The sequence below is a fragment of the Bradyrhizobium sp. AZCC 1610 genome (assembly GCF_036924515.1).
Taxonomy (GTDB): Bacteria; Pseudomonadota; Alphaproteobacteria; order Rhizobiales; family Xanthobacteraceae; genus Bradyrhizobium.
The window spans coordinates 2,613,257-2,631,402 of record NZ_JAZHRR010000001.1 but is presented as its reverse complement, the minus strand read 5'-3'; the positions used below and the strand labels follow the sequence as shown (position 1 = coordinate 2,631,402).

17 protein-coding genes are annotated in these 18,146 nt (G+C 64.3%); 10 read left to right on the top strand and 7 right to left on the bottom strand.

Annotated features, from left to right (window positions below; all coding sequences use genetic code 11):
• The first annotated feature begins 2 nt into the window (after window positions 1-2).
• The 9 genes from V1279_RS12540 (at window position 3) to V1279_RS12500 (ending at window position 9,995) form a co-directional block, all read left to right on the top strand.
• A complete protein-coding gene (locus V1279_RS12540) occupies window positions 3-758 on the top strand; it encodes an ABC transporter ATP-binding protein (RefSeq protein ID WP_334436015.1) in 756 nt (251 codons plus the stop codon).
• Window positions 755-1,987, top strand: coding sequence for an ABC transporter permease (locus tag V1279_RS12535; RefSeq protein WP_334436012.1), 1,233 nt, complete (start codon window positions 755-757; stop codon window positions 1,985-1,987). The genes V1279_RS12540 and V1279_RS12535 overlap by 4 nt, the downstream gene beginning before the upstream one ends.
• A 317-nt stretch (window positions 1,988-2,304) precedes the next feature.
• Complete coding sequence (locus V1279_RS12530; protein ID WP_334436009.1) at window positions 2,305-2,934, top strand: RNA polymerase sigma factor; 630 nt, start codon at window positions 2,305-2,307, stop codon at window positions 2,932-2,934.
• The gene (locus V1279_RS12525; protein WP_334436006.1) at window positions 2,931-3,734 is read left to right on the top strand and encodes an anti-sigma factor; all 804 of its coding nucleotides are present in this window, start codon (window positions 2,931-2,933) and stop codon (window positions 3,732-3,734) included. The genes V1279_RS12530 and V1279_RS12525 overlap by 4 nt, the downstream gene beginning before the upstream one ends.
• 124 nt (window positions 3,735-3,858) lie before the next feature.
• Window positions 3,859-5,334, top strand: coding sequence for a DNA repair protein RadA (radA, locus tag V1279_RS12520; protein WP_334436004.1), 1,476 nt, complete (start codon window positions 3,859-3,861; stop codon window positions 5,332-5,334).
• 164 nt (window positions 5,335-5,498) lie between these two features.
• Window positions 5,499-6,128 (top strand): CvpA family protein, encoded by a 630-nt coding sequence (locus V1279_RS12515; protein ID WP_334436002.1) that lies wholly within the window; start codon window positions 5,499-5,501, stop codon window positions 6,126-6,128.
• Between the two features lie 24 nt (window positions 6,129-6,152).
• Window positions 6,153-7,679 (top strand): amidophosphoribosyltransferase, encoded by a 1,527-nt coding sequence (gene purF, locus V1279_RS12510; RefSeq protein WP_442894760.1) that lies wholly within the window; start codon window positions 6,153-6,155, stop codon window positions 7,677-7,679.
• Between the two features lie 133 nt (window positions 7,680-7,812).
• Entirely contained in the window at window positions 7,813-8,553 is a 741-nt protein-coding gene (locus V1279_RS12505) for an SDR family NAD(P)-dependent oxidoreductase (RefSeq protein WP_334436000.1), read from the top strand.
• Between the two features lie 215 nt (window positions 8,554-8,768).
• Window positions 8,769-9,995 (top strand): ABC transporter substrate-binding protein, encoded by a 1,227-nt coding sequence (locus tag V1279_RS12500; protein ID WP_334435997.1) that lies wholly within the window; start codon window positions 8,769-8,771, stop codon window positions 9,993-9,995.
• Window positions 9,996-10,107: 112 nt separating this feature from the next.
• Here the strand turns inward: V1279_RS12500 and V1279_RS12495 are convergent, their stop codons facing one another.
• Genes V1279_RS12495 through V1279_RS12480 form a run of 4 tightly spaced genes read right to left on the bottom strand, consistent with a single transcriptional unit; the run spans window position 10,108 to window position 13,988 of the window.
• A complete protein-coding gene (locus tag V1279_RS12495; protein WP_334435994.1) occupies window positions 10,108-11,358 on the bottom strand; it encodes a TCR/Tet family MFS transporter in 1,251 nt (416 codons plus the stop codon).
• Window positions 11,355-12,740, bottom strand: a complete 1,386-nt coding sequence (der, locus tag V1279_RS12490; protein WP_334435991.1) for a ribosome biogenesis GTPase Der — start codon at window positions 12,738-12,740, stop codon at window positions 11,355-11,357. Before der ends, V1279_RS12495 begins: the two co-directional genes overlap by 4 nt.
• 55 nt (window positions 12,741-12,795) lie before the next feature.
• On the bottom strand, window positions 12,796-13,305 hold the full coding sequence (locus V1279_RS12485) for a hypothetical protein (protein ID WP_334435990.1): 510 nt from the start codon (window positions 13,303-13,305) through the stop codon (window positions 12,796-12,798).
• Window positions 13,306-13,334: 29 nt separating this feature from the next.
• Window positions 13,335-13,988, bottom strand: coding sequence for a tetratricopeptide repeat protein (locus tag V1279_RS12480; RefSeq protein ID WP_334435988.1), 654 nt, complete (start codon window positions 13,986-13,988; stop codon window positions 13,335-13,337).
• Between the two features lie 275 nt (window positions 13,989-14,263).
• Between V1279_RS12480 and V1279_RS12475 the strand changes: the two genes are divergently transcribed.
• A complete protein-coding gene (locus tag V1279_RS12475; protein WP_334435985.1) occupies window positions 14,264-15,097 on the top strand; it encodes a hypothetical protein in 834 nt (277 codons plus the stop codon).
• A gap of 28 nt (window positions 15,098-15,125) precedes the next feature.
• On the opposite strand, the gene V1279_RS12470 is transcribed toward V1279_RS12475, so the two are convergent.
• From V1279_RS12470 to V1279_RS12460, 3 genes are read right to left on the bottom strand one after another with little or no spacing between them, the layout of a single operon-like run.
• Window positions 15,126-16,721: a class I adenylate-forming enzyme family protein gene (locus V1279_RS12470; protein ID WP_334435983.1), complete on the bottom strand. Its 1,596-nt coding sequence runs from the start codon at window positions 16,719-16,721 to the stop codon at window positions 15,126-15,128.
• Between the two features lie 11 nt (window positions 16,722-16,732).
• Window positions 16,733-17,554: a 3-methyl-2-oxobutanoate hydroxymethyltransferase gene (gene panB, locus V1279_RS12465; protein ID WP_334435981.1), complete on the bottom strand. Its 822-nt coding sequence runs from the start codon at window positions 17,552-17,554 to the stop codon at window positions 16,733-16,735.
• A 1-nt stretch (window position 17,555) separates the two neighbouring features.
• Window positions 17,556-18,140: an NnrU family protein gene (locus V1279_RS12460; RefSeq protein WP_334435979.1), complete on the bottom strand. Its 585-nt coding sequence runs from the start codon at window positions 18,138-18,140 to the stop codon at window positions 17,556-17,558.
• Window positions 18,141-18,146 lie beyond the last annotated feature (6 nt).

Here is an 18,146-nt window from a genome sequence, read left to right as displayed (position 1 = left end):
CCATGTCGCTCATCGAGACCGAGCAGCTCACCCGCGTCTATCGGCTCGGCGACGAAGCCGTGCATGCGCTGCGCGAGGTGACGCTTTCGGTCGCGGCCGGCGAATTCACCGCCATCATGGGTCCGTCGGGCTCGGGAAAGTCAACGTTCATGAACCTGATCGGCTGCCTCGACCGGCCGACCTCCGGCCGCTACCGCCTCGACGGCGAGGAAGTGTCGGCGATGAGTCGCGATGCGCTCGCTGCCGTGCGCAACCGCAAGATCGGCTTCGTGTTTCAGCAGTTCAACCTGCTTGAGCGTCTTGATGCGCTTGGAAACGTGGAACTGGCGACGATTTACGCCGGAGAGGAGCGCAGGCGACGACGCGACAAAGCCGCGGCCGCACTCACCCGCGTTGGCCTCGCCGAGCGCCTGTATCATCAGCCGACACAGCTCTCGGGGGGGCAGCAACAGCGCGTCGCCATCGCCCGCGCACTCGTCAACACACCAAGGCTATTGCTCGCCGATGAGCCGACCGGTGCGCTCGACAGCCGCACCTCGCTCGAGCTGATGGCGCTGTTCCAGGAACTGAACAATGAAGGGACGACCGTTGTCGTCGTCACCCACGAACCCGAGGTGGCGCGGTTTGCGTCGCGCCTCGTGCGTTTCCGCGACGGTCGCGTGCTGAGTGACAGACCACAGCGCCCGGACGACGCTGCCGCCAAGCTGGTCGCAAGCCCGGTCGAGATCATGCCAGACTTCGCGGAGACGGCAGCATGACGTTTGCTGATGCGGTCATCTCAGCGCTCGACGCGCTGCGGCTGCACAAGCTGCGCAGCTCCCTGACGATACTTGGCATCATCATCGGCGTTGCAGCCGTGATAGCGATGGTGGCGGTCGGCAGCGGTGGACGCGAGCAGGTCGCGGCGCAGTTCCGCAGCCTCGGCGCCAACCTGCTCGTGGTCATGCCGGGCAGCATCACCAAATCCGGCGTGGGCCTCGGCTCAGGCTCCGCTTCCTCATTGACTGACGAGGATGCAGCGGCGGCCGTGCGGGAAGTGCCGTTGCTGCAGGTAGCCGCGCCATTCGTTCGCGAAAATGCCCAACTGATCGCTGCCGGCGTCAACTGGTCGAGTCTGGTCTACGGCGTCGATCTTGGCCTGTTCGAGGCGCGCGACTGGGACGTGGAATCGGGTCGACTGTTCGCGCCGGACGAGATCGCCCGCGGGGCGCAGGTGGCATTGATTGGGCAGTCCGTGGCGCGCGCGCTCTATGGCGGGCTCGATCCGGTCGGGCAGGAGTTGCGGGTGCGCAACGTGCCGTTCCGCGTGATCGGCGTGATGGCAAGAAAGGGCCAATCCGCCTGGGGCCACGACCAGGATGATGTCGTGCTCCTGCCGCTCAACACGGCGCGCCAGCGGGTGATCGGCCGCAATGCAGCCAATTCGCGCTCGGTCGACTCTTTCTATCTCAAAGTGCGCGAGGGGGAGAGCCTCGCCGCGGCGGAGAGCGACGTGAAGATGCTGCTACGCCAGCGTCACCGTCGGCAGCCGATGCAGGACGACGACTTCACGGTCCGCAACCTCGCCGACATTGCGGCGACGCAGGAAGAAAGCGTGGGCACGCTTGCCTTGCTGCTCGCGATCGTCGCCGGGGTCTCGCTCGCGGTGGGCGGCATTGGCATCATGAACATCATGCTGGTGTCGGTGACCGAGCGCACGCGCGAGATCGGGCTGCGGCTCGCGATCGGCGCGCGTCCACGTGATATCCTGAAACAATTCATGTTCGAGGCAATCGCGTTGTCGCTCATTGGCGGCGCCATCGGCATTCTGACCGGGATCCTCGCCGCCTGCGCAATCGCGAGCCTAGCCCAGTGGCCCCTGCTGATTGAGCCGGAATGGATCGTGCTGGCAGTGCTGTTTTCCGGATTCGTCGGCGTGTTCTTCGGCTGGTTTCCGGCGCTGCGTGCGTCGCGGCTCGATCCGATCGAAGCGTTGCGGTACGCGTGACTGCCGAGCCAGCCTCGTGCTGTCCGATAGTTGGAGATGCGCGGGCCCAACTTTCACGCACGCCCGTGGAACCTGTCACGCACATCCGTGGAACCGCGTCGTGTACGATCAACTTGTTGGCTTAAGTGTCCGTCGGGTTGGTGCTAAGGTTAAAGGCGATGAGAGCAGGCGCGCTCGCTACCTTGCTGTCGACTACGCACAATACCCGCGCAGTCGTTGCCAACCGCCCGCTGCGGGCGCGGTGTGGTCAGGCGACAGGGGCGAACAAGCAGATGCCGTCGCATGTGACCTCGCGCAGAAGAATCCGACGAGTCGAAATGCCGGAAATCAAGACGGTCAGCTTCGTGTCGAGCTCTGATGAGCGGGTGATCAGCCGATCCATCCGACCGGCAGCCCCAGATGCGGAGACGACGCAGAGTCCCGAGACCCTGCTGCAGGCCTGTGCCAGCGGCGATCAGACTGCCCTGCATAGCCTCTATAAGGGAACGGCACCGCAACTATTCGGACTCGCTCTGCGTATTCTCAGGAGTCGTGAAACAGCCGAGGAAATCATACAGGACTGCTTTGTTCTCGTTTGGCGCAACGCGCACACCTTCGATCCCAGTCGCGGTGCTGCGATGGCCTGGCTCGCCCGCATCGTCCGGAACCGGTGCATCGATGTCATACGACGGCGCGGGCGCGAGGCGCCACTCGATGATGCACCGATTGAGGACCGCGAGGACCCGGCATCGCATCCGGCCGATCAGGCGGTGCTTAGTCGCGATGCCCGCCGCCTGCAGGACTGCCTTGACAAACTCGAGGAGGGGCCGCGCAATACCCTCAAGCTGATATATTATGAGGGTATGACGTACCAGGAGGTGGCAGCCCATGTGGGCGTGCCGCTCGGCACCGTGAAGAGTTGGGTTCGGCGAAGCCTGATCCGGCTCAGGGGGTGTTTGGAACGATGAACTACGTCGAACCGGAAACGCGTGACCTACTGGCGGCCGAATACGTACTCGGCACGCTGAGCGGCGCCGAGCGCCGCCGTTTCGAGCGGCTGTTGTCCGGCGACCGCGACCTGCGCGATCTCGTGGAACGCTGGGAACAGAGGCTTAATCCCCTCGCCGAGTCGGTCCCGGCCGAGGAGCCGGCTGCGCATGTCTGGGACGAGATTGCCCGGCAGATCGCGCTGGCACGTGCACCGGCAGCACCGGTACGCGAAGGCTGGTTCGATCGGCTGTGGGACAGCGTCGGCTTCTGGCGCGGCGCGGCTGCCTTGGCCGCAGCTACGGCGGCGGCCTTGCTCCTCTACGTCGTTTCGCTCCCGCAGAGTGTTGCACCGGAGCAGATTGCGGCGCTCGACAAGCGGCTTGCACGCATCGAGGACACAACGAAGGGCCTGGTAGCCTCGCCGCCCACGCACGTGGCGGTGCTGCTCGACAAGGATCAGCGTCCGATGATGACGGCGGATCTCGACGTTGCCGACGGACGGCTGGTGCTGCGGCTCAACCTCACGCCGCCCCGTGATTTCAACAGCAATGTGCTTGAGGTCTGGCTGGTGTCCCCGGACGGCACGCGCCGCTCGCTTGGCCTTTTCCCGAGTGAGCGCCCCGGCACAACGACGGCTCTCGTGCTGCCGCACGCCACTGCCGAAGCGCTGGCCCAAGCGGCGCTCGCCGTCAGCCTGGAGCCAAGGGACGGCTCGACGACGGGGCAGCCGTCGGGTCCGGTCCTGTTCACCGGCTCGCTCATGCCTGTCGCTCTCTGACAAAGGCAGTCCCACCGAAGCGCGCTTTAGGGTCGGCGTCACCGCGTTCGATGCTGCGCGTTCGTGCTTCCGGGCCTAACCGTGTTATGCACGGTGTTCGACAGGAAGCAGCGACTCACATTTGATGGCCAAATCCACCCTCTCCTTCGTCTGCCAGAACTGCGGCGCGGCGTATAACCGCTGGCAGGGCAAGTGCGATTCCTGCGGCGAATGGAATACGCTGGCCGAGGAGGACACGACCGGCGCGACCTCGATGCCGGTATCGATCCGCTCCAAACGCAAGGGCCGGACGTTCAAGCTGGAATCGCTGACCGGCAAGACCCAGGACGCCCCTCGCCTGTCCTCCGGCATGACGGAGCTCGATCGCGTCACCGGCGGCGGGTTTGTCCGCGGCTCAGTGCTTTTGGTCGGCGGCGATCCCGGTATCGGCAAGTCGACGCTGCTCACGCAGGCAACCAGCCTGATGGCCCGCGCCGGCCATCGCGTGGTTTACATTTCAGGCGAAGAGGCTGTGGCGCAGGTGCGGCTGCGCGCCGAGCGGCTGGGGTTGGCGGACGCGCCGGTGCAGCTCGCCGCCGAAACGTCGGTCGAGGACATCGTCTCGACGCTGTCGGAGGGCGCGGTGCCGCGCCTGATCGTGATCGATTCGATCCAGACCATGTGGACCGACACGGTGGAATCCGCACCGGGAACGGTAACGCAGGTCCGCGCCTCGGCGCAGGCGCTGATTCGGTTCGCCAAGAAATCCGGTGCTGCGATCATCCTGGTCGGACACGTCACCAAGGACGGCCAGATCGCGGGCCCCCGCGTGGTCGAGCACATGGTCGACGCGGTGCTGTCGTTCGAGGGCGAAGGCTCGCAGCAATTCCGCATCCTGCGCGCGGTCAAGAACCGCTTCGGCCCGACCGATGAAATCGGCGTGTTCGAGATGACGGGCTTGGGCCTCCGCGAGGTCTCCAACCCCTCGGAATTGTTCCTTTCTGAACGAGACCTGGGTAGCCCGGGCACGGCGGTATTTGCCGGGATCGAGGGCACCCGCCCGGTGCTGGTGGAATTACAGGCCTTGGTGGCGCCGACCACGCTCGGCACCCCCAGGCGGGCCGTGGTGGGCTGGGACCCGAGCCGGCTCTCGATGGTGCTGGCGGTGCTGGAAGCCCATTGCGGGGTCAAACTGTCCGGCTACGACGTCTATCTGAACGTGGCGGGGGGGCTGCGGATCCAGGAGCCCGCGGCCGACCTCGCGGCGGCGGCCGCTCTGGTGTCGTCCTTGGTGAACGCTCCGTTACCGACAGATGCGGTCTTTTTCGGCGAGATTTCGCTCTCGGGCGCGGTCCGGCCGGTGGCGCAGACCTCCGCCCGATTGAAGGAGGCCGCAAAACTGGGATTTGGGCGTGCGGTTCTGCCCGAATCGGCCCGCGGCGAGGTCGGCTCCGATGGCGGGCTTGCACTGAACAGCATCGGCGGCTTGACCAGCCTGGTCGCCGATATCGCGGCACGTGGCAGCCCAAGAAACACCGGGGCCGGCAACCGGGAAGCCAGTCGCGAGGGTGCGGCAGAGAAAAATGCCACACCGGCGCGATTCCGTCGTGAAAACAGCTAAAGCGGCGTGACGCGCACCGCCCTCGCCGCTATACAACGCGCGCGAAAGGCGGGCGGGATGGTGCGATATCCGGCCTTGCGGGATGCGCCGTCTGCCCCTCACTTGGGGTGATCCTGACCCGCCGATTCGCTGCTTGAGAACTTACGAGCGGACCTGACCAGCCGATGCCGATAACGATACTCGATCTCGTCCTGCTCGGAGTAATGCTGATTTCGGGGCTGCTCGCCATGGTGCGCGGCTTCATGCGCGAAATCCTGTCGATCGCAGCATGGGGCGCGGCGGCGCTGGTGACGCTGTATGCCTTCTCGAAGCTGCTGCCGACAGCAAAGACTTATTTCAATAACGACACAGTCGCGGCCGTGGTGGTGGTAGCGGGCACCTTCATCGGTACCCTGATCGTGGTGTCCATCGTCACGGTGCGGATATCCGACATGATCCTCGATTCGCGGATCGGCGCGCTTGATCGCACCCTCGGATTCCTGTTCGGGCTCGGCCGCGGCCTCCTGATCGTGGTGGTCGCCTTCCTGTTCTTCAGCTGGCTGGTCCCGGACAAGCAGCGGCCGGACTGGATCACCGGTGCGAAGTCCCGGGTGGTCCTGCAGGGAACCGGGGATTGGTTAATGTCGCTCTTGCCTGACGACCCCGAGAACACCATCTTAAAGAGATTCAAGAAGAATAAACCGGAAGACGATCAAACTGACGCCGGCCAGGTAGCCCCTGCGTCCGGCGATGGCTACAGCAAACCTGCCCGCGACAGCCTTAAAAAGCTGATCGAGAAACCCGCGGACCGGTAATTCTGGCCAAAATAGAGAGAGGCGATGGACGCGATGCAAAAACCTTCCGATCCCGCCGGCCAACTCGATCTGAATCCTGATTTAAATCTTGGCATCGAGTTGCAGGACGATCTCGAAGGCGACACGCTACGCGAGGAATGCGGCGTGTTCGGCATCTTCGGCCACCCCGAGGCCGCCGCGATTACCGCCCTCGGACTACACGCCCTCCAGCATCGCGGCCAGGAAGCCGCCGGCATTGTCTCCTTCGACGGCAGCCGCTTCCACTCCGAGCGCCGCCTCGGTCTCGTCGGCGATACCTTCTCCCGCCGCGAAGTGATCGAACGCCTGCCCGGCATCGTGGCGGTCGGCCATGTCCGCTATTCCACGACCGGCGCGACCATCCTGCGCAACGTGCAGCCATTGTTCGCCGAGCTCAATGCCGGTGGTTTCGCGGTCGGCCACAACGGCAATCTCACCAACGGGCTGTCGCTCCGCCGCGAGTTGGTGAAGAACGGCGCCATGATGCAGTCGACCACTGACACCGAAGTGATCCTGCATCTGGTAGCGCAGTCCAAGCGCGGCCGCTTCATCGACCGTTTCATCGAAGCGCTGCGCGCGATCGAGGGCGCCTATTCGCTGGTGTCGCTGACCAACAAGAAGCTGGTTGGCGCCCGCGATCCGCTCGGCATCCGTCCGCTGGTGCTCGGCGATCTCGATGGCTGTCCGATCCTGACCTCGGAAACCTGCGCGCTCGACATGATCGGCGCGAAATATGTGCGCGATGTCGAGCCCGGCGAGATCGTCGTGTTCGACGAGGAAGGCGCCCACAGCCACAAGCCGTTCCCGCCGAAACCGCCGCGGCCCTGCATCTTCGAATATATCTACTTCTCGCGGCCGGATTCGATCGTCGGCGGCCGCTCGGTGTACGAGGTCCGCAAGGCCTTCGGCGCGCAGCTCGCCCGCGAGAGCCACGTCGACGTCGACGTCGTGGTGCCCGTGCCGGATTCCGGCGTGCCTGCCGCCCTCGGTTACAGCCAGCATTCCGGCGTGCCGTTCGAACTCGGCATCATCCGAAACCATTACGTCGGCCGCACCTTCATCCAGCCGACCCAGAGCGTGCGCGAACTCGGCGTGCGCATGAAGCATTCGGCCAACCGCGCCGCGATCGAAGGCAAGCGGATCATCCTGATAGACGACTCGCTGGTGCGCGGCACCACGTCGAAGAAGATCGTCCGCATGATGCGCGATGCCGGTGCCCGCGAGGTGCATTTCCGCCTCGCCTCGCCGCCGATCCTGTATCCCGACTATTACGGCATCGACCTGCCGGACCGTGGCGGCCTTCTCGCCGCGACCCACTCGCTCGAGGAGATGAAGGACATCATCGGCGCGGATTCGCTGGCGTTCCTGTCGATCGACGGCATGTACCGCGCCATGGGCGAACCGGGCCGCGATCCCGCCAATCCGAAATTCTCCGACCACTGCTTCACCGGCGCCTATCCGACCCACCTCACCGACCAGACCCAGGTCGAGCCGCAGCCCCGGCAATTGTCGCTGCTGGCGGAGGCGAGCTGAGAGCGCGCATACAGCGAATAATCCAGTAATTTTCCGTCATGGCCGGGCTTGTCCCGGCCATCCACGTCTGTAATACCCGCCGCAAAGACGTGGATGCCCGGAACAAGTCCGGGCATGACGAAAGTGGCACGACATGACCAAACCCCTCGCCTCCCGCATCGCCCTCGTCACCGGCGCCTCACGCGGCATCGGCTACGCCACGGCGCGTGCGCTCGCTCGCGCCGGCGCGCATGTCGTGGCCGTCGCGCGCACGCAAGGCGGACTCGAAGAGCTCGACGACGAGATCCGGAAAGACGGCGGCAGCGCCACGCTGGTGCCGCTCAACCTCACCGATTTCGACGGCATCGCGCGACTCGGCGCGGCGCTGCATGAGCGCCACGGCAAGATCGATATTCTCGTCGGCAATGCCGGAGTCGCCGGCCCCTCCTCGCCGCTCGGGCATATCGAACTGAAGCCCTGGAACGATGTAATGGCGGTGAACGTCACCGCAAATTTTCAACTGATCCGCTGCATGGAGCCGCTGCTGAAGCAATCCGATGCGGGACGTGCGGTGTTCGTCACCTCGGGCGCCGCCAACAAGGCGACCGCCTATCTCGGTCCCTATGCCGCCTCGAAGGCCGCACTCGAAACCCTGGTGCGGGTCTGGGCACAGGAGACCGCGAGCACGAAGATGCGCGTCAACCTCTTCAACCCTGGCCCGATCCGCACCCGCATGCGCGCCACGGTGTTTCCCGGTGAGGATCCGATGACGCTTGACACGCCCGAGCAAGTCGCCGAATCCATCGTGCCGATGTGCGCGCCCGACTGGAACGAGACCGGCAAGTTTTACGATTACAAGACGCGCACGCTGATGAGTTTTCGAAGCCCGGCGTAACCAGCGCCGGACGGTTCCATTTGATTCCCGCTGTGGCTGCGAGCGGCGATGATCATACCGCCGAGGTCGATACCGGTAAGCGGATCCAGAAGTTCAAGTTGACCTCGGGCGCGCTACGATAGGTGGATTGCCCGTCCCAGCGAGAAGGACTATCGCAGGACCGCTGGCAGGTTCCGAAAAGAGAGCCGGCGAACAACCATTTCTGGAGGAACACCATGACGACTAGAATTGCGCGGCGCTTCGCCGCTTCCGTCGCGCTTGCCGCACTCGCCCTCGCGACGCCAGCACTGGCCCAGGACAAAACCGTCAAGATCGGCGTGCTGAACGACATGTCGAGCCTCTATGCCGACATCGGCGGACCCAATTCGGTGGCTGCAGCGAAGATGGCGATTGAAGATTCCGGCCTCGCCGCCAAGGGTTGGAAGATCGATCTGGTCAGTGGCGATCACCAGAACAAGCCCGACGTTGGCGTCAACATCGCCAGGCAGTGGATCGACAACGACAAGGTCGACGTCATCGCCGACACACCAAACTCCGGCGTCGCGCTCGCGGTGAGCAACCTCGTCAAGGACAAGAACGTTGTCCTGCTCAATTCGGGCGCTGCCACAGCCGATCTCACCGGCAAGGCCTGCACGCCGAACACGATTTCCTTCACCTACGACACCTACATGCTAGCCAACGGAACCGGCAAGGCGCTGACCAAGGCCGGTGGCGACTCCTGGTTCTTCCTGACCGCAGACTACGCATTCGGACACGCGCTGGAACGCGATACCTCGGCGGTTGTCACCGCCAGCGGCGGCAAGGTGCTGGGCGGAGTCAGGCATCCGCTGAATACGTCGGACTTCTCGTCGTTCCTGTTGCAGGCGCAGTCCTCGAAGGCAAAGGTAGTTGGCCTTGCCAACGCTGGTGGCGACACCACCAATGCGATCAAGCAGGCGTCCGAATTCGGCATCGTTGCGGGCGGTCAGAAGCTTGCGGCGCTCCTGCTCTTTATTAACGACGTTCACTCGTTGGGCTTGAAGACCGCGCAAGGTCTGACGTTCACGGAATCGTTTTACTGGGACCTGAACGACAAGACGCGCGAATGGTCCAAGCGCTTCCAGAAAGTGTCACCGAAAGGCACGATGCCCTCGATGACGGTAGCCGGGGTTTATGCAGTCGTGCTGCACTATCTCAAGACGCTCGACACGATGGGCGGCAATCCGCATGACGGCGCCAAAGTCGTCGCCAAGATGAAGGAATTGCCGACCGACGATCCGCTGTTCGGCAACGGGCCGCTGCGTGCCGACGGCCGCCGTCTCATCCCGGCCTATCTGTTCGAGGTGAAGAAGCCGGAAGAGTCGAAGGGACCGTGGGACTACTACAAGCAGATCGCCACGATCTCGGCGGAAGACGCCGCCAAGCCGCTCGAAGCTAGCGAGTGTCCGCTGGTGAAGAAGTAACGGCGTACTAGGGAGCGTAAGGTGGGCAAAGGCGCTTTCGCGCCGTGCCCACCGTCTCTACGGATTTTCATCGTGAATGGTGGGCACACTTCGCTTTTGGCCACCCTACTATTCAACGCTTGGGCGTCGCCGCCAGCGTGCGCCACGCGATCACAAGCCCCAGCCCCAATAACGCCGCCGCCAGCAAAAACGGTGCACCCGGCATTTTCACTGGCGCCTGGTCACTGATGAAATGGGCAAAGGTCAGCGTGAACAGGAACGGTCCCACCATCTGGGCGATGCTGTTGACGCTGTTGGTCGCCCCCTGCAATTGGCCCTGCTGATCCGGCGCAACGAGTTGCGTCGTCAGCGCCTGGATCGCGGCCCCCGCCACGCCCCACAGCGCCATCACGGGAATGCCGATCCAGAACAGCAGTCCGGTCGGAGCGGCGCCGTAAATGAAAAAGCCAAGCGCGCCGCAGGCAAGCCCGAGCAGCAGCGCCCGGCGTTCGCCGAGACGGTTGACGATCGGGCCGACGCCTGCGCCCTGCACCACCATGGCGCAGACGCCCACCAAGGCCAGCGTCAGGCCGACGGTCGTCGTATCCCAGCCATATCGGTAGGTCGCATAGAGCACGAAGGTGGAGGGCAGCACCACATGCGCGACTTGCCCGAAGAAATTCGCCAGCGACAGCCCGGCCAGAATCCGGTTGGAACGCAGCAGATGCAGCGCGCCGAGCGGGCTGGCGCTTTTCCAGCGGAACGGCGCGCGGCGTTCCAGCGGCAGCGACTCGGGGAGGATCAGCCAGCCGTAGAGCGTATTCGCAAAGCTCAAGCCTGCCGCAACCCAGAACGGCAGGCGCGGATCCATGCCGCCGAGCAGGCCGCCAATGGCGGGACCGAGAATGAACCCGGCGCCGAAGGCTGCGCCGATCTTGCCGAACACCGCGGCACGCCGTTCCGGCGGCGTCACGTCGGCGATATAGGCAAAGGCAGTCGAAATGCTCGCCGACGTGATTCCAGAAATCACCCGCCCGATGAACAGCCAGATAAGCGACGGCGCCAGTGCCATCAGCACGTAATCCAGCGCCAATCCGAAATTCGACAACAGCACCACCGGCCGCCGGCCGAACCGATCCGAGAGCGCGCCGAGAATTGGCGAGAACAGGAACTGCATCAGCGCCCAGGCGGTGCCGAACAGTCCGAAGATCCGCGCAGCGGTTGCGGTATCGTTGTCGACGAAGCTTTCCACAAGCTTGGGCAGGATCGGCAGGATCAGGCCGAGCGCAAGCATGTCGAGCAGGATGGTAACGAATATGAAGGCCGCCGCGCCGCTGCGTACCGGCGGCGTGTCGGCAGCTTGCGCGGACGCCGCTTCGCTCATGACGGCCGCTTGCGCTTGTGTGCGAATGGATTGGCCTTTTCGCGCAGCGTGATACGTATCGGCGTACCCGGCAGGTCGAAGGCCTCGCGCATCGAGTTGATGAGATAGCGCAGATAGGATTGTGGAACGGCGTCGGCGCGCGAGCAGAACAAGATAAAACTCGGCGGCCGCGCCTTGGCCTGCGTAATGTAGTTCAGCTTCAGCCGGCGGCCCGAGACCGCGGGCGGCGGGTTGGCATCGACCGCCTGCTCGAACCAGCGATTGAGCGTGGCCGTCGGCACACGCTTGTTCCACACCGCATAGGCTTCCTCAATCGCCGTCATCAGCCGGTCGATGCCCTCGCCCATCAGCCCCGACACCGCGACAACAGGCGCGCCCTTGACCTGCGGCAGCCAATGATCGACATCGGTGCGCAGCGCGGAAATCAGATTTCCCTTCCGCTCCATCAAGTCCCATTTGTTGACCGCGAGCACGATCGCCCGCCCCTCGCGCTCGATCAAATCGGCAATCCGCAGGTCCTGTTCCTCGAACCGGTTCTGCGCGTCCATCATCATCACGACGACTTCGGCAAAGCGCACCGCGCGCAGCGCGTCCGCCACCGACAGCTTTTCCAGCTTCTCTTCGATCCGCGAGCGCCGTCGCAGGCCTGCGGTATCGAACACGCGGAACTCGCGTCCCTGCCAGGTGATCTCCACCGAAATGGAATCGCGCGTGGTGCCGGCCTCGGCGCTGGTCAACAGCCGCTCCTCGCCAAGCAGATGATTGATCAGCGTGGATTTTCCGGCATTGGGGCGGCCGACGATGGCGACGCGGATGGGACGCTGCGCGAGTTCCTCATCCGATACGATGATGTCGTCATCGTCGAACTCTTCACCCTCCTCAACCGGCTCCGGCATCAGCACGCGTAGCGCATCGTAGAGGTCGCTCAGGCCTTCGCCGTGCTCGGCTGAAATCTGGATGGGGTCGCCGAGTCCCAGCGCGTAGGATTCCATCGCGCCGACTTCGCCGTGCTTGCCCTCGCTCTTGTTGGCGACCAGCACCACCGGCTTGTTGGCGCGGCGCGCGAAATCGGCAAAGGCGCGATCGTTCGGCGTCAGCCCTGCGCGCGCATCGATCACGAACATCAGCGCGTCGGCAAGGCCGATCGCGGCTTCGGTCTGTTCCTGCATCCGCGCGGTGAGCGAGCCCTTGGCGCCCTCGTCGAGGCCGGCGGTGTCGATCACCGTGAATTCGAGATCGCCGAGCCGCGCATTGCCCTCGCGGCGGTCGCGGGTGACGCCGGGCTCGTCATCCACCAGCGCGAGCTTCTGCCCGACCAGCCGGTTGAACAGCGTCGACTTGCCGACATTGGGCCGGCCGATGATGGCGATCGTAAAGGGCATAATGATTCCAAACGCCCTTTTCGAAGGGCGTGTCAATCGAACGAAAAGAAGAAAATCAACGCGTGAACGTGCCGCTCGGCATCGGCGCCGGGAATGCGGATTGTTGCGGGGATTGCGCAGGCGCCGCCGATTGATCGGGCGGCGGCGCGGTGGTGCGCTTGCGCACGATCTTGGCCGGCTTGGGCGCTGGCGGCGCGGCGGCGGTGCTGCCTTCCTCCTCGGGCGCGGCGTCGGGGTCCGCAGCCGCGGGGGCGGCGGCCTGTTTGCCCTTGGATTTCGTGCCACGCTTCGATTTCGGTTCTTCCGCCGGCGGAGGAGCGGCAACCTGCGCGTTCGGGTCGTCCTGCTGACGGGCGCCCTTGTAGAGATCCTTCGGCACGCCCTGTTCAAGGCCCGGCACGCCTTCGGGGAACACCGGCTTGCGCTCACCGGGCAACTTTTTCTTGGTATCGAGGAAGTCGAGCAGATCGGAGGGATCGAAATTGCCCATGCTGCCACAGCCCGCCAGCGCGCCTGAAAGCGCGATGAGGACGGTAGCTGCGATCAAACGTTGCGGGCGGCGCATGGTCGGTTTTCCACTCAGCTCGTTTTGCGTCAGCTCTTGGCGACCGGCGGCAGCAAGGCCTGCAGCGCTTCGGCGCGCGAGCGCAGGCTCGGCGGCGTTTCGCTGTCATTGGCGATCATATCCAGCCATTGCCGCGTCGCCGCAGCGTCGTTGGCACGCCAGGCCGACAGCGCCAGCAATTCACGCGCGGTATGGCGAAAAGTGGCGCCCGGCGCGGCAGCGGCTTCGAGGCGCTCTTTCATGTTGGGATAGCTGGTGCTCTCCAACAGCAACTGGGCGGCACGAATCCGCGCCAGATCCTGCTCGGCGACGCCAACGCTGCGATCGGCGGCGATCTCATCGAACAGCTTTGCCGCTGCCTGCGGATCGCGGTTGGCAACTTCGGTTGCCATGCGCGACCGCGCCAGCACGCGATAGCCGAACGGCGCCTTCGCGACGAGATCGGCGAAGGCCGCTTCGGCCTCAGTGTGCTTGTTGGCTTCCGAAAGCTCGACGGCCTTGTCGAACGCAGCCCCAGCCTCGGCCGCCTTCTTGGCCTCCAGATATTGGTAGCCACGCCAGCCGCCCACGGCGGCGATGATCAAAATCACGCCGGCAATGATAAAAAGCGAGTATCGGTCCCACAGCTTTTTGAGCTGATCGCGACGGACCTCCTCGTCGACTTCATCAAATAATTCAGACACTTAAAGGTATCCCATCCCCGAGGAACCGCGCCTTGGGCGGCAGCATCGTGCGCCCGATCCCCGCATGGCCGAGGTAGCCTATCGATATGGCGGTGGCAAGGCAAAGCGAGGTGGATCAAAGCGTTAACAACGGCCCCGGCCGGCCCGCGAAATCGCCTGACAGCGTTGACATCGCGGTTCAAAGTTTGGCGTAATCCCGCCCGCTTCCATTTCGAATCTTACCCCGATTTCTTGGGTGTTTCATGCCTCGCCATGCGCTGGTTTCGATGCTTGCCATGAGCTTGGTATTGGGACTGGCATACCTGCCCGCAACGTCACTGGCCGACGACATCAAGCCGAAGGCGCCCGAGACGGCGTTCTCGGGCAAACTGCGCCCCGACATTTTGGGTATCTCGACCGAATCGAACGCCGAATCCGCGCGCGCCATCTTTGATTCCCTGTTCAAGGACCGTACCGACACCAAGACCGACATCCAGCAGCAGAAATTCGGCGGCGCCAGCTATGTCGCTGCGCTGAATTTCAGCATCCCCGCCGGTTCGAAACAGAACGGCGAGATGCTCTCGACCAGCTTCTCCTCACCAGCGAGCGCCAACCGCGCTTACTTCGTGGCGCGCAACCTGACCTTCGCGCAGGACCAGCAGCCGTCGAAGGCGGACATGGTCAAGGAAGTCATGGGCAAATACGGCGTGCCCACCATCGTCGGCGATCAGCATCTGTATTACATCTACCGCAAGGGCTCGATCATGTCCGTCGGCAGCAAGTACAAGCAAGCGACCGCGCTGGAAGCGATCGACAAGCCGCTCGATCCCCGGGCCGCCGTCAAGCTCAACGGCGACACCGTCCGCGGTAGCTGCGTGGCGGTCGTCAAGCGCGCTCAGACCAAGGCCAAGGAACCAAGCGCCATGCTGGCCGAGGCCAAGGGCGCAAATTGCGACGGCGTGTTGAGCGTGCAGCTCGTCCCGGGCACGCCGGCCGACCGTGTCGGCATCGCGCAATTCACCCTGCTGGACGTCAAGCAACTCGTCAGCGCGACCACGATTGACAGTGCCGCTCTCGCCGCGGGGCAGAACGAAGGCGCGATGCCCAAGGGCAGCGCTCCGAAGCTCTAGCCGCTGGGTTTCAGCCCTGCGTCGCCGTTCAGGCCGCTGGCAAAGCCTCGCGGAGCTGCCGTTTCATCACCTTGCCATTCACATTGCGCGGCAACGGGTCCGTCCGCACATCCATGGTTTCCGGCACCTTGTAATCGGACAGCCGCTCGGCGCACCAGGCGCGCAGCGCCTCGGCCCCGACCGTGCCGCGCGTCACGACGACCGCGTGCACGCGCTCGCCGAGCACCGGGCACGGCTTGGCGACGATCGCGCTCTCGACCACGTCAGGGTGGCCGGCGAGCACCGACTCGACCTCGGCGGAATAGATCTTCAGTCCGCCGCGGTTGATCATGTCTTTCTGGCGATCGAATACGCGAACAAAATTCTCTTCGTCGATCGAGCCGAGATCGCCGGAATGCCAGAAGCCGGCCGTAAAACTCTCCGCCGTGGCCTTCGGGTTATTCCAGTAGCCCTTGATGACCGAGCCGCCATGTATCCAGATTTCGCCGATCTCGCCGCGCGGCAGCTCACGGCCTTCTGCATCCATGACGACGATCTGCGCGCCCGGACAGGGCAAGCCGACACTGTCGATATGGCCTGCGGTCAGTTCGCCGGGCATCATGGTCGAGGGCGACGTGGTCTCGGTCGCGCCGTAGCAATTCATCAGCTTCAGGCCGGGAATCTTGGCATCCAGCCGTTCGATCGTGGCGATCGGCATCGGCGCGCCGCCAAAGCCGCCGATCCGCCAGCTCGACAGATCGTAACTGTCCAAATCCGGCTGCAGCATGCAGAGATTGTACATCGCAGGCACCATCACGGTGTAGGTGACGCGCTCGCGCGCCGCCATCTTCAGATATTCCGCCGCCTTGAACTCCGCCATGATGATCAGCGCGCCGGCGCAACGGACCATGGTCATGATGTTGGCGACCACTCCGGTGACATGGCCGAGCGGCACCGCGGCGATCGACCGATCGGCCTCGGTCAGTTTGAGGCACGATACGAACACCATCGCCGAATGAATGATGTTGCAATGGGCGAGCATCGCGCCCTTGGGCCGCCCTGTTGTGCCCGAGGTATAGAGGATCATGGCGGTGTCTTCTTCGCCGACATCGACCGGTGCTGCCAGCGGCACGTGATCGGCCAGATCCGAAAAGCGCGAGAGTTGCGGATCATCATCGACCGCGATCCGGTGCGTCACATCGGGAATATCGCCCGCATCCGGCACGCGGTCGGCCAGCGCGGCCTCGTGGATCAGGAGCCGCGCGCCGCAATCGGTGAGCACATAGGCGATCTCGGGCTTTTGCTGGCGGGTCGAAAGCAGCACGGTCACCAGCCCGGTATGCGCCGCGGCCAGCATCGTCAGCACGAATTCGATCCGGTTACCGAGCAGCACCGCGACGCGGTCGCCGCGCTTGAGGCCGAACTTCCCGAAGCCCGCCGCGATTTGCGCCGATTGCTGCGCGACTTCGCGCCAAGTCATTCGCGTGGCGCCGCAGACCAGCGCCTCGCCATCGCCGTTTCGTGCCACGGCTTCGGCTACCATCGCCGGGATGCTTTTGGGCCGCTCGCAAAAGGTCGGAACGATACGATCGCCGAAGCGGGGCTCGAGCCGCATCGCCGGAATAGAGTGCTGCGACCAGTCCATGGCGCGTCTCGTCAGCTCTTCTTCATCTCGTAGACGTGTTCGGGCCCGGGGAAAGCGCGCGAGCGCACGTCGCTGGCGTAGCCCTGGATCGCCGCTTCGATCGCGGGACCGAGATCGCCGTAGCGGCGAACGAATTTCGGCGTCCGCGGTGACAGGCCCAGCATGTCCTCCAGCACCAGCACCTGCCCGTCGCAGGCCGCGCTGGCGCCAATGCCGATGGTCGGAATGGCGATGGTCTCCGTGATCTTTCGCGCCAGCGGCTCGGCTACCGCCTCGACCACGACCGAGAAAGCCCCGGCATCCGAGATCGCCTGGGCATCCCTCAGGATCGGGTCCCAACTGCCTTCATCGCGGCCCTGCGCGCGAAACGAACCGAGCGTATTGATCGATTGCGGCGTCAATCCGATATGGCCCATGACGGGCACGCCGCGCTCGGACAGGAACGCGACAGTTTCCGCCATCCGCGCGCCGCCTTCGAGCTTCACCGCGCCGCAATGGGTTTCCTTCAATATCCGCACTGCGGAATGAAACGCCTGCTCCTTCGAGGCCTCATAGGAGCCGAACGGCATATCCACCACGACCAGGGCATGCTTCGAACCCCGCATCACCGCATGCCCCTGCAGGATCATCATGTCGAGCGTCACCGGCACGGTGGTCTCGAAACCGTGCATGACGTTGCCGAGGGAATCGCCGACCAGAATGACGTCGCAGTGGCGATCCACCAGGGCTGCGGTATGCGCATGGTAGGACGTCAGCATCACGATCGGCTCGCCGTTCTTGCGCGCGCGGATATCCGGCGCAGTTTTGCGCTTGATGGCAGACTGAACCGACATGCTAGACTCCAACCACGGGGACGCCGATCACGACCGGGTGGAACGCGAATGCGAGCGCCAGATAGGCGACGAGGCCGACCGCGATCGCGATCAGGTCGTTGCCGGGACCACCGACTGGAATCGGCGGCGCGCCGGCGTCGGAACGAGATTTCAGCGAAATGCGGTCATAAACGGCCCATGCGAGAAATGAACCGAACAGGATGATCGAGCCGAGATCGCCGTTGGCGAGCAGATGCGCCGCAGCCCACAGCTTGATGCCCGTCAGCATCGGATGCTTCAGCGTCGTATAGATCCGGCCCCGGATGTAGGAAGCGACCACCATGATGACCGCGGGCAGCATCAGCGCCGACGTGATGTGCTTGAGCGCCACTGGCGGGTTCCAGACGTTGTACCATCCCGTCGCGCGATAAAGCGCAAAGCCCCAGATGATCAGCGCCAGCCCTGCGAACGAGGCCAGCGCATAGCCGATCTTGTAACCGCCCTCGCCGGTCGCGGCGATAACCTGCGCGCGCAGCTTGCGCTGGGTGGTGAGCGTGTGGACGCCGAAGAACAGGATCAGGCCCAGGATCAGCACCAGCAGTCCCATAATGTC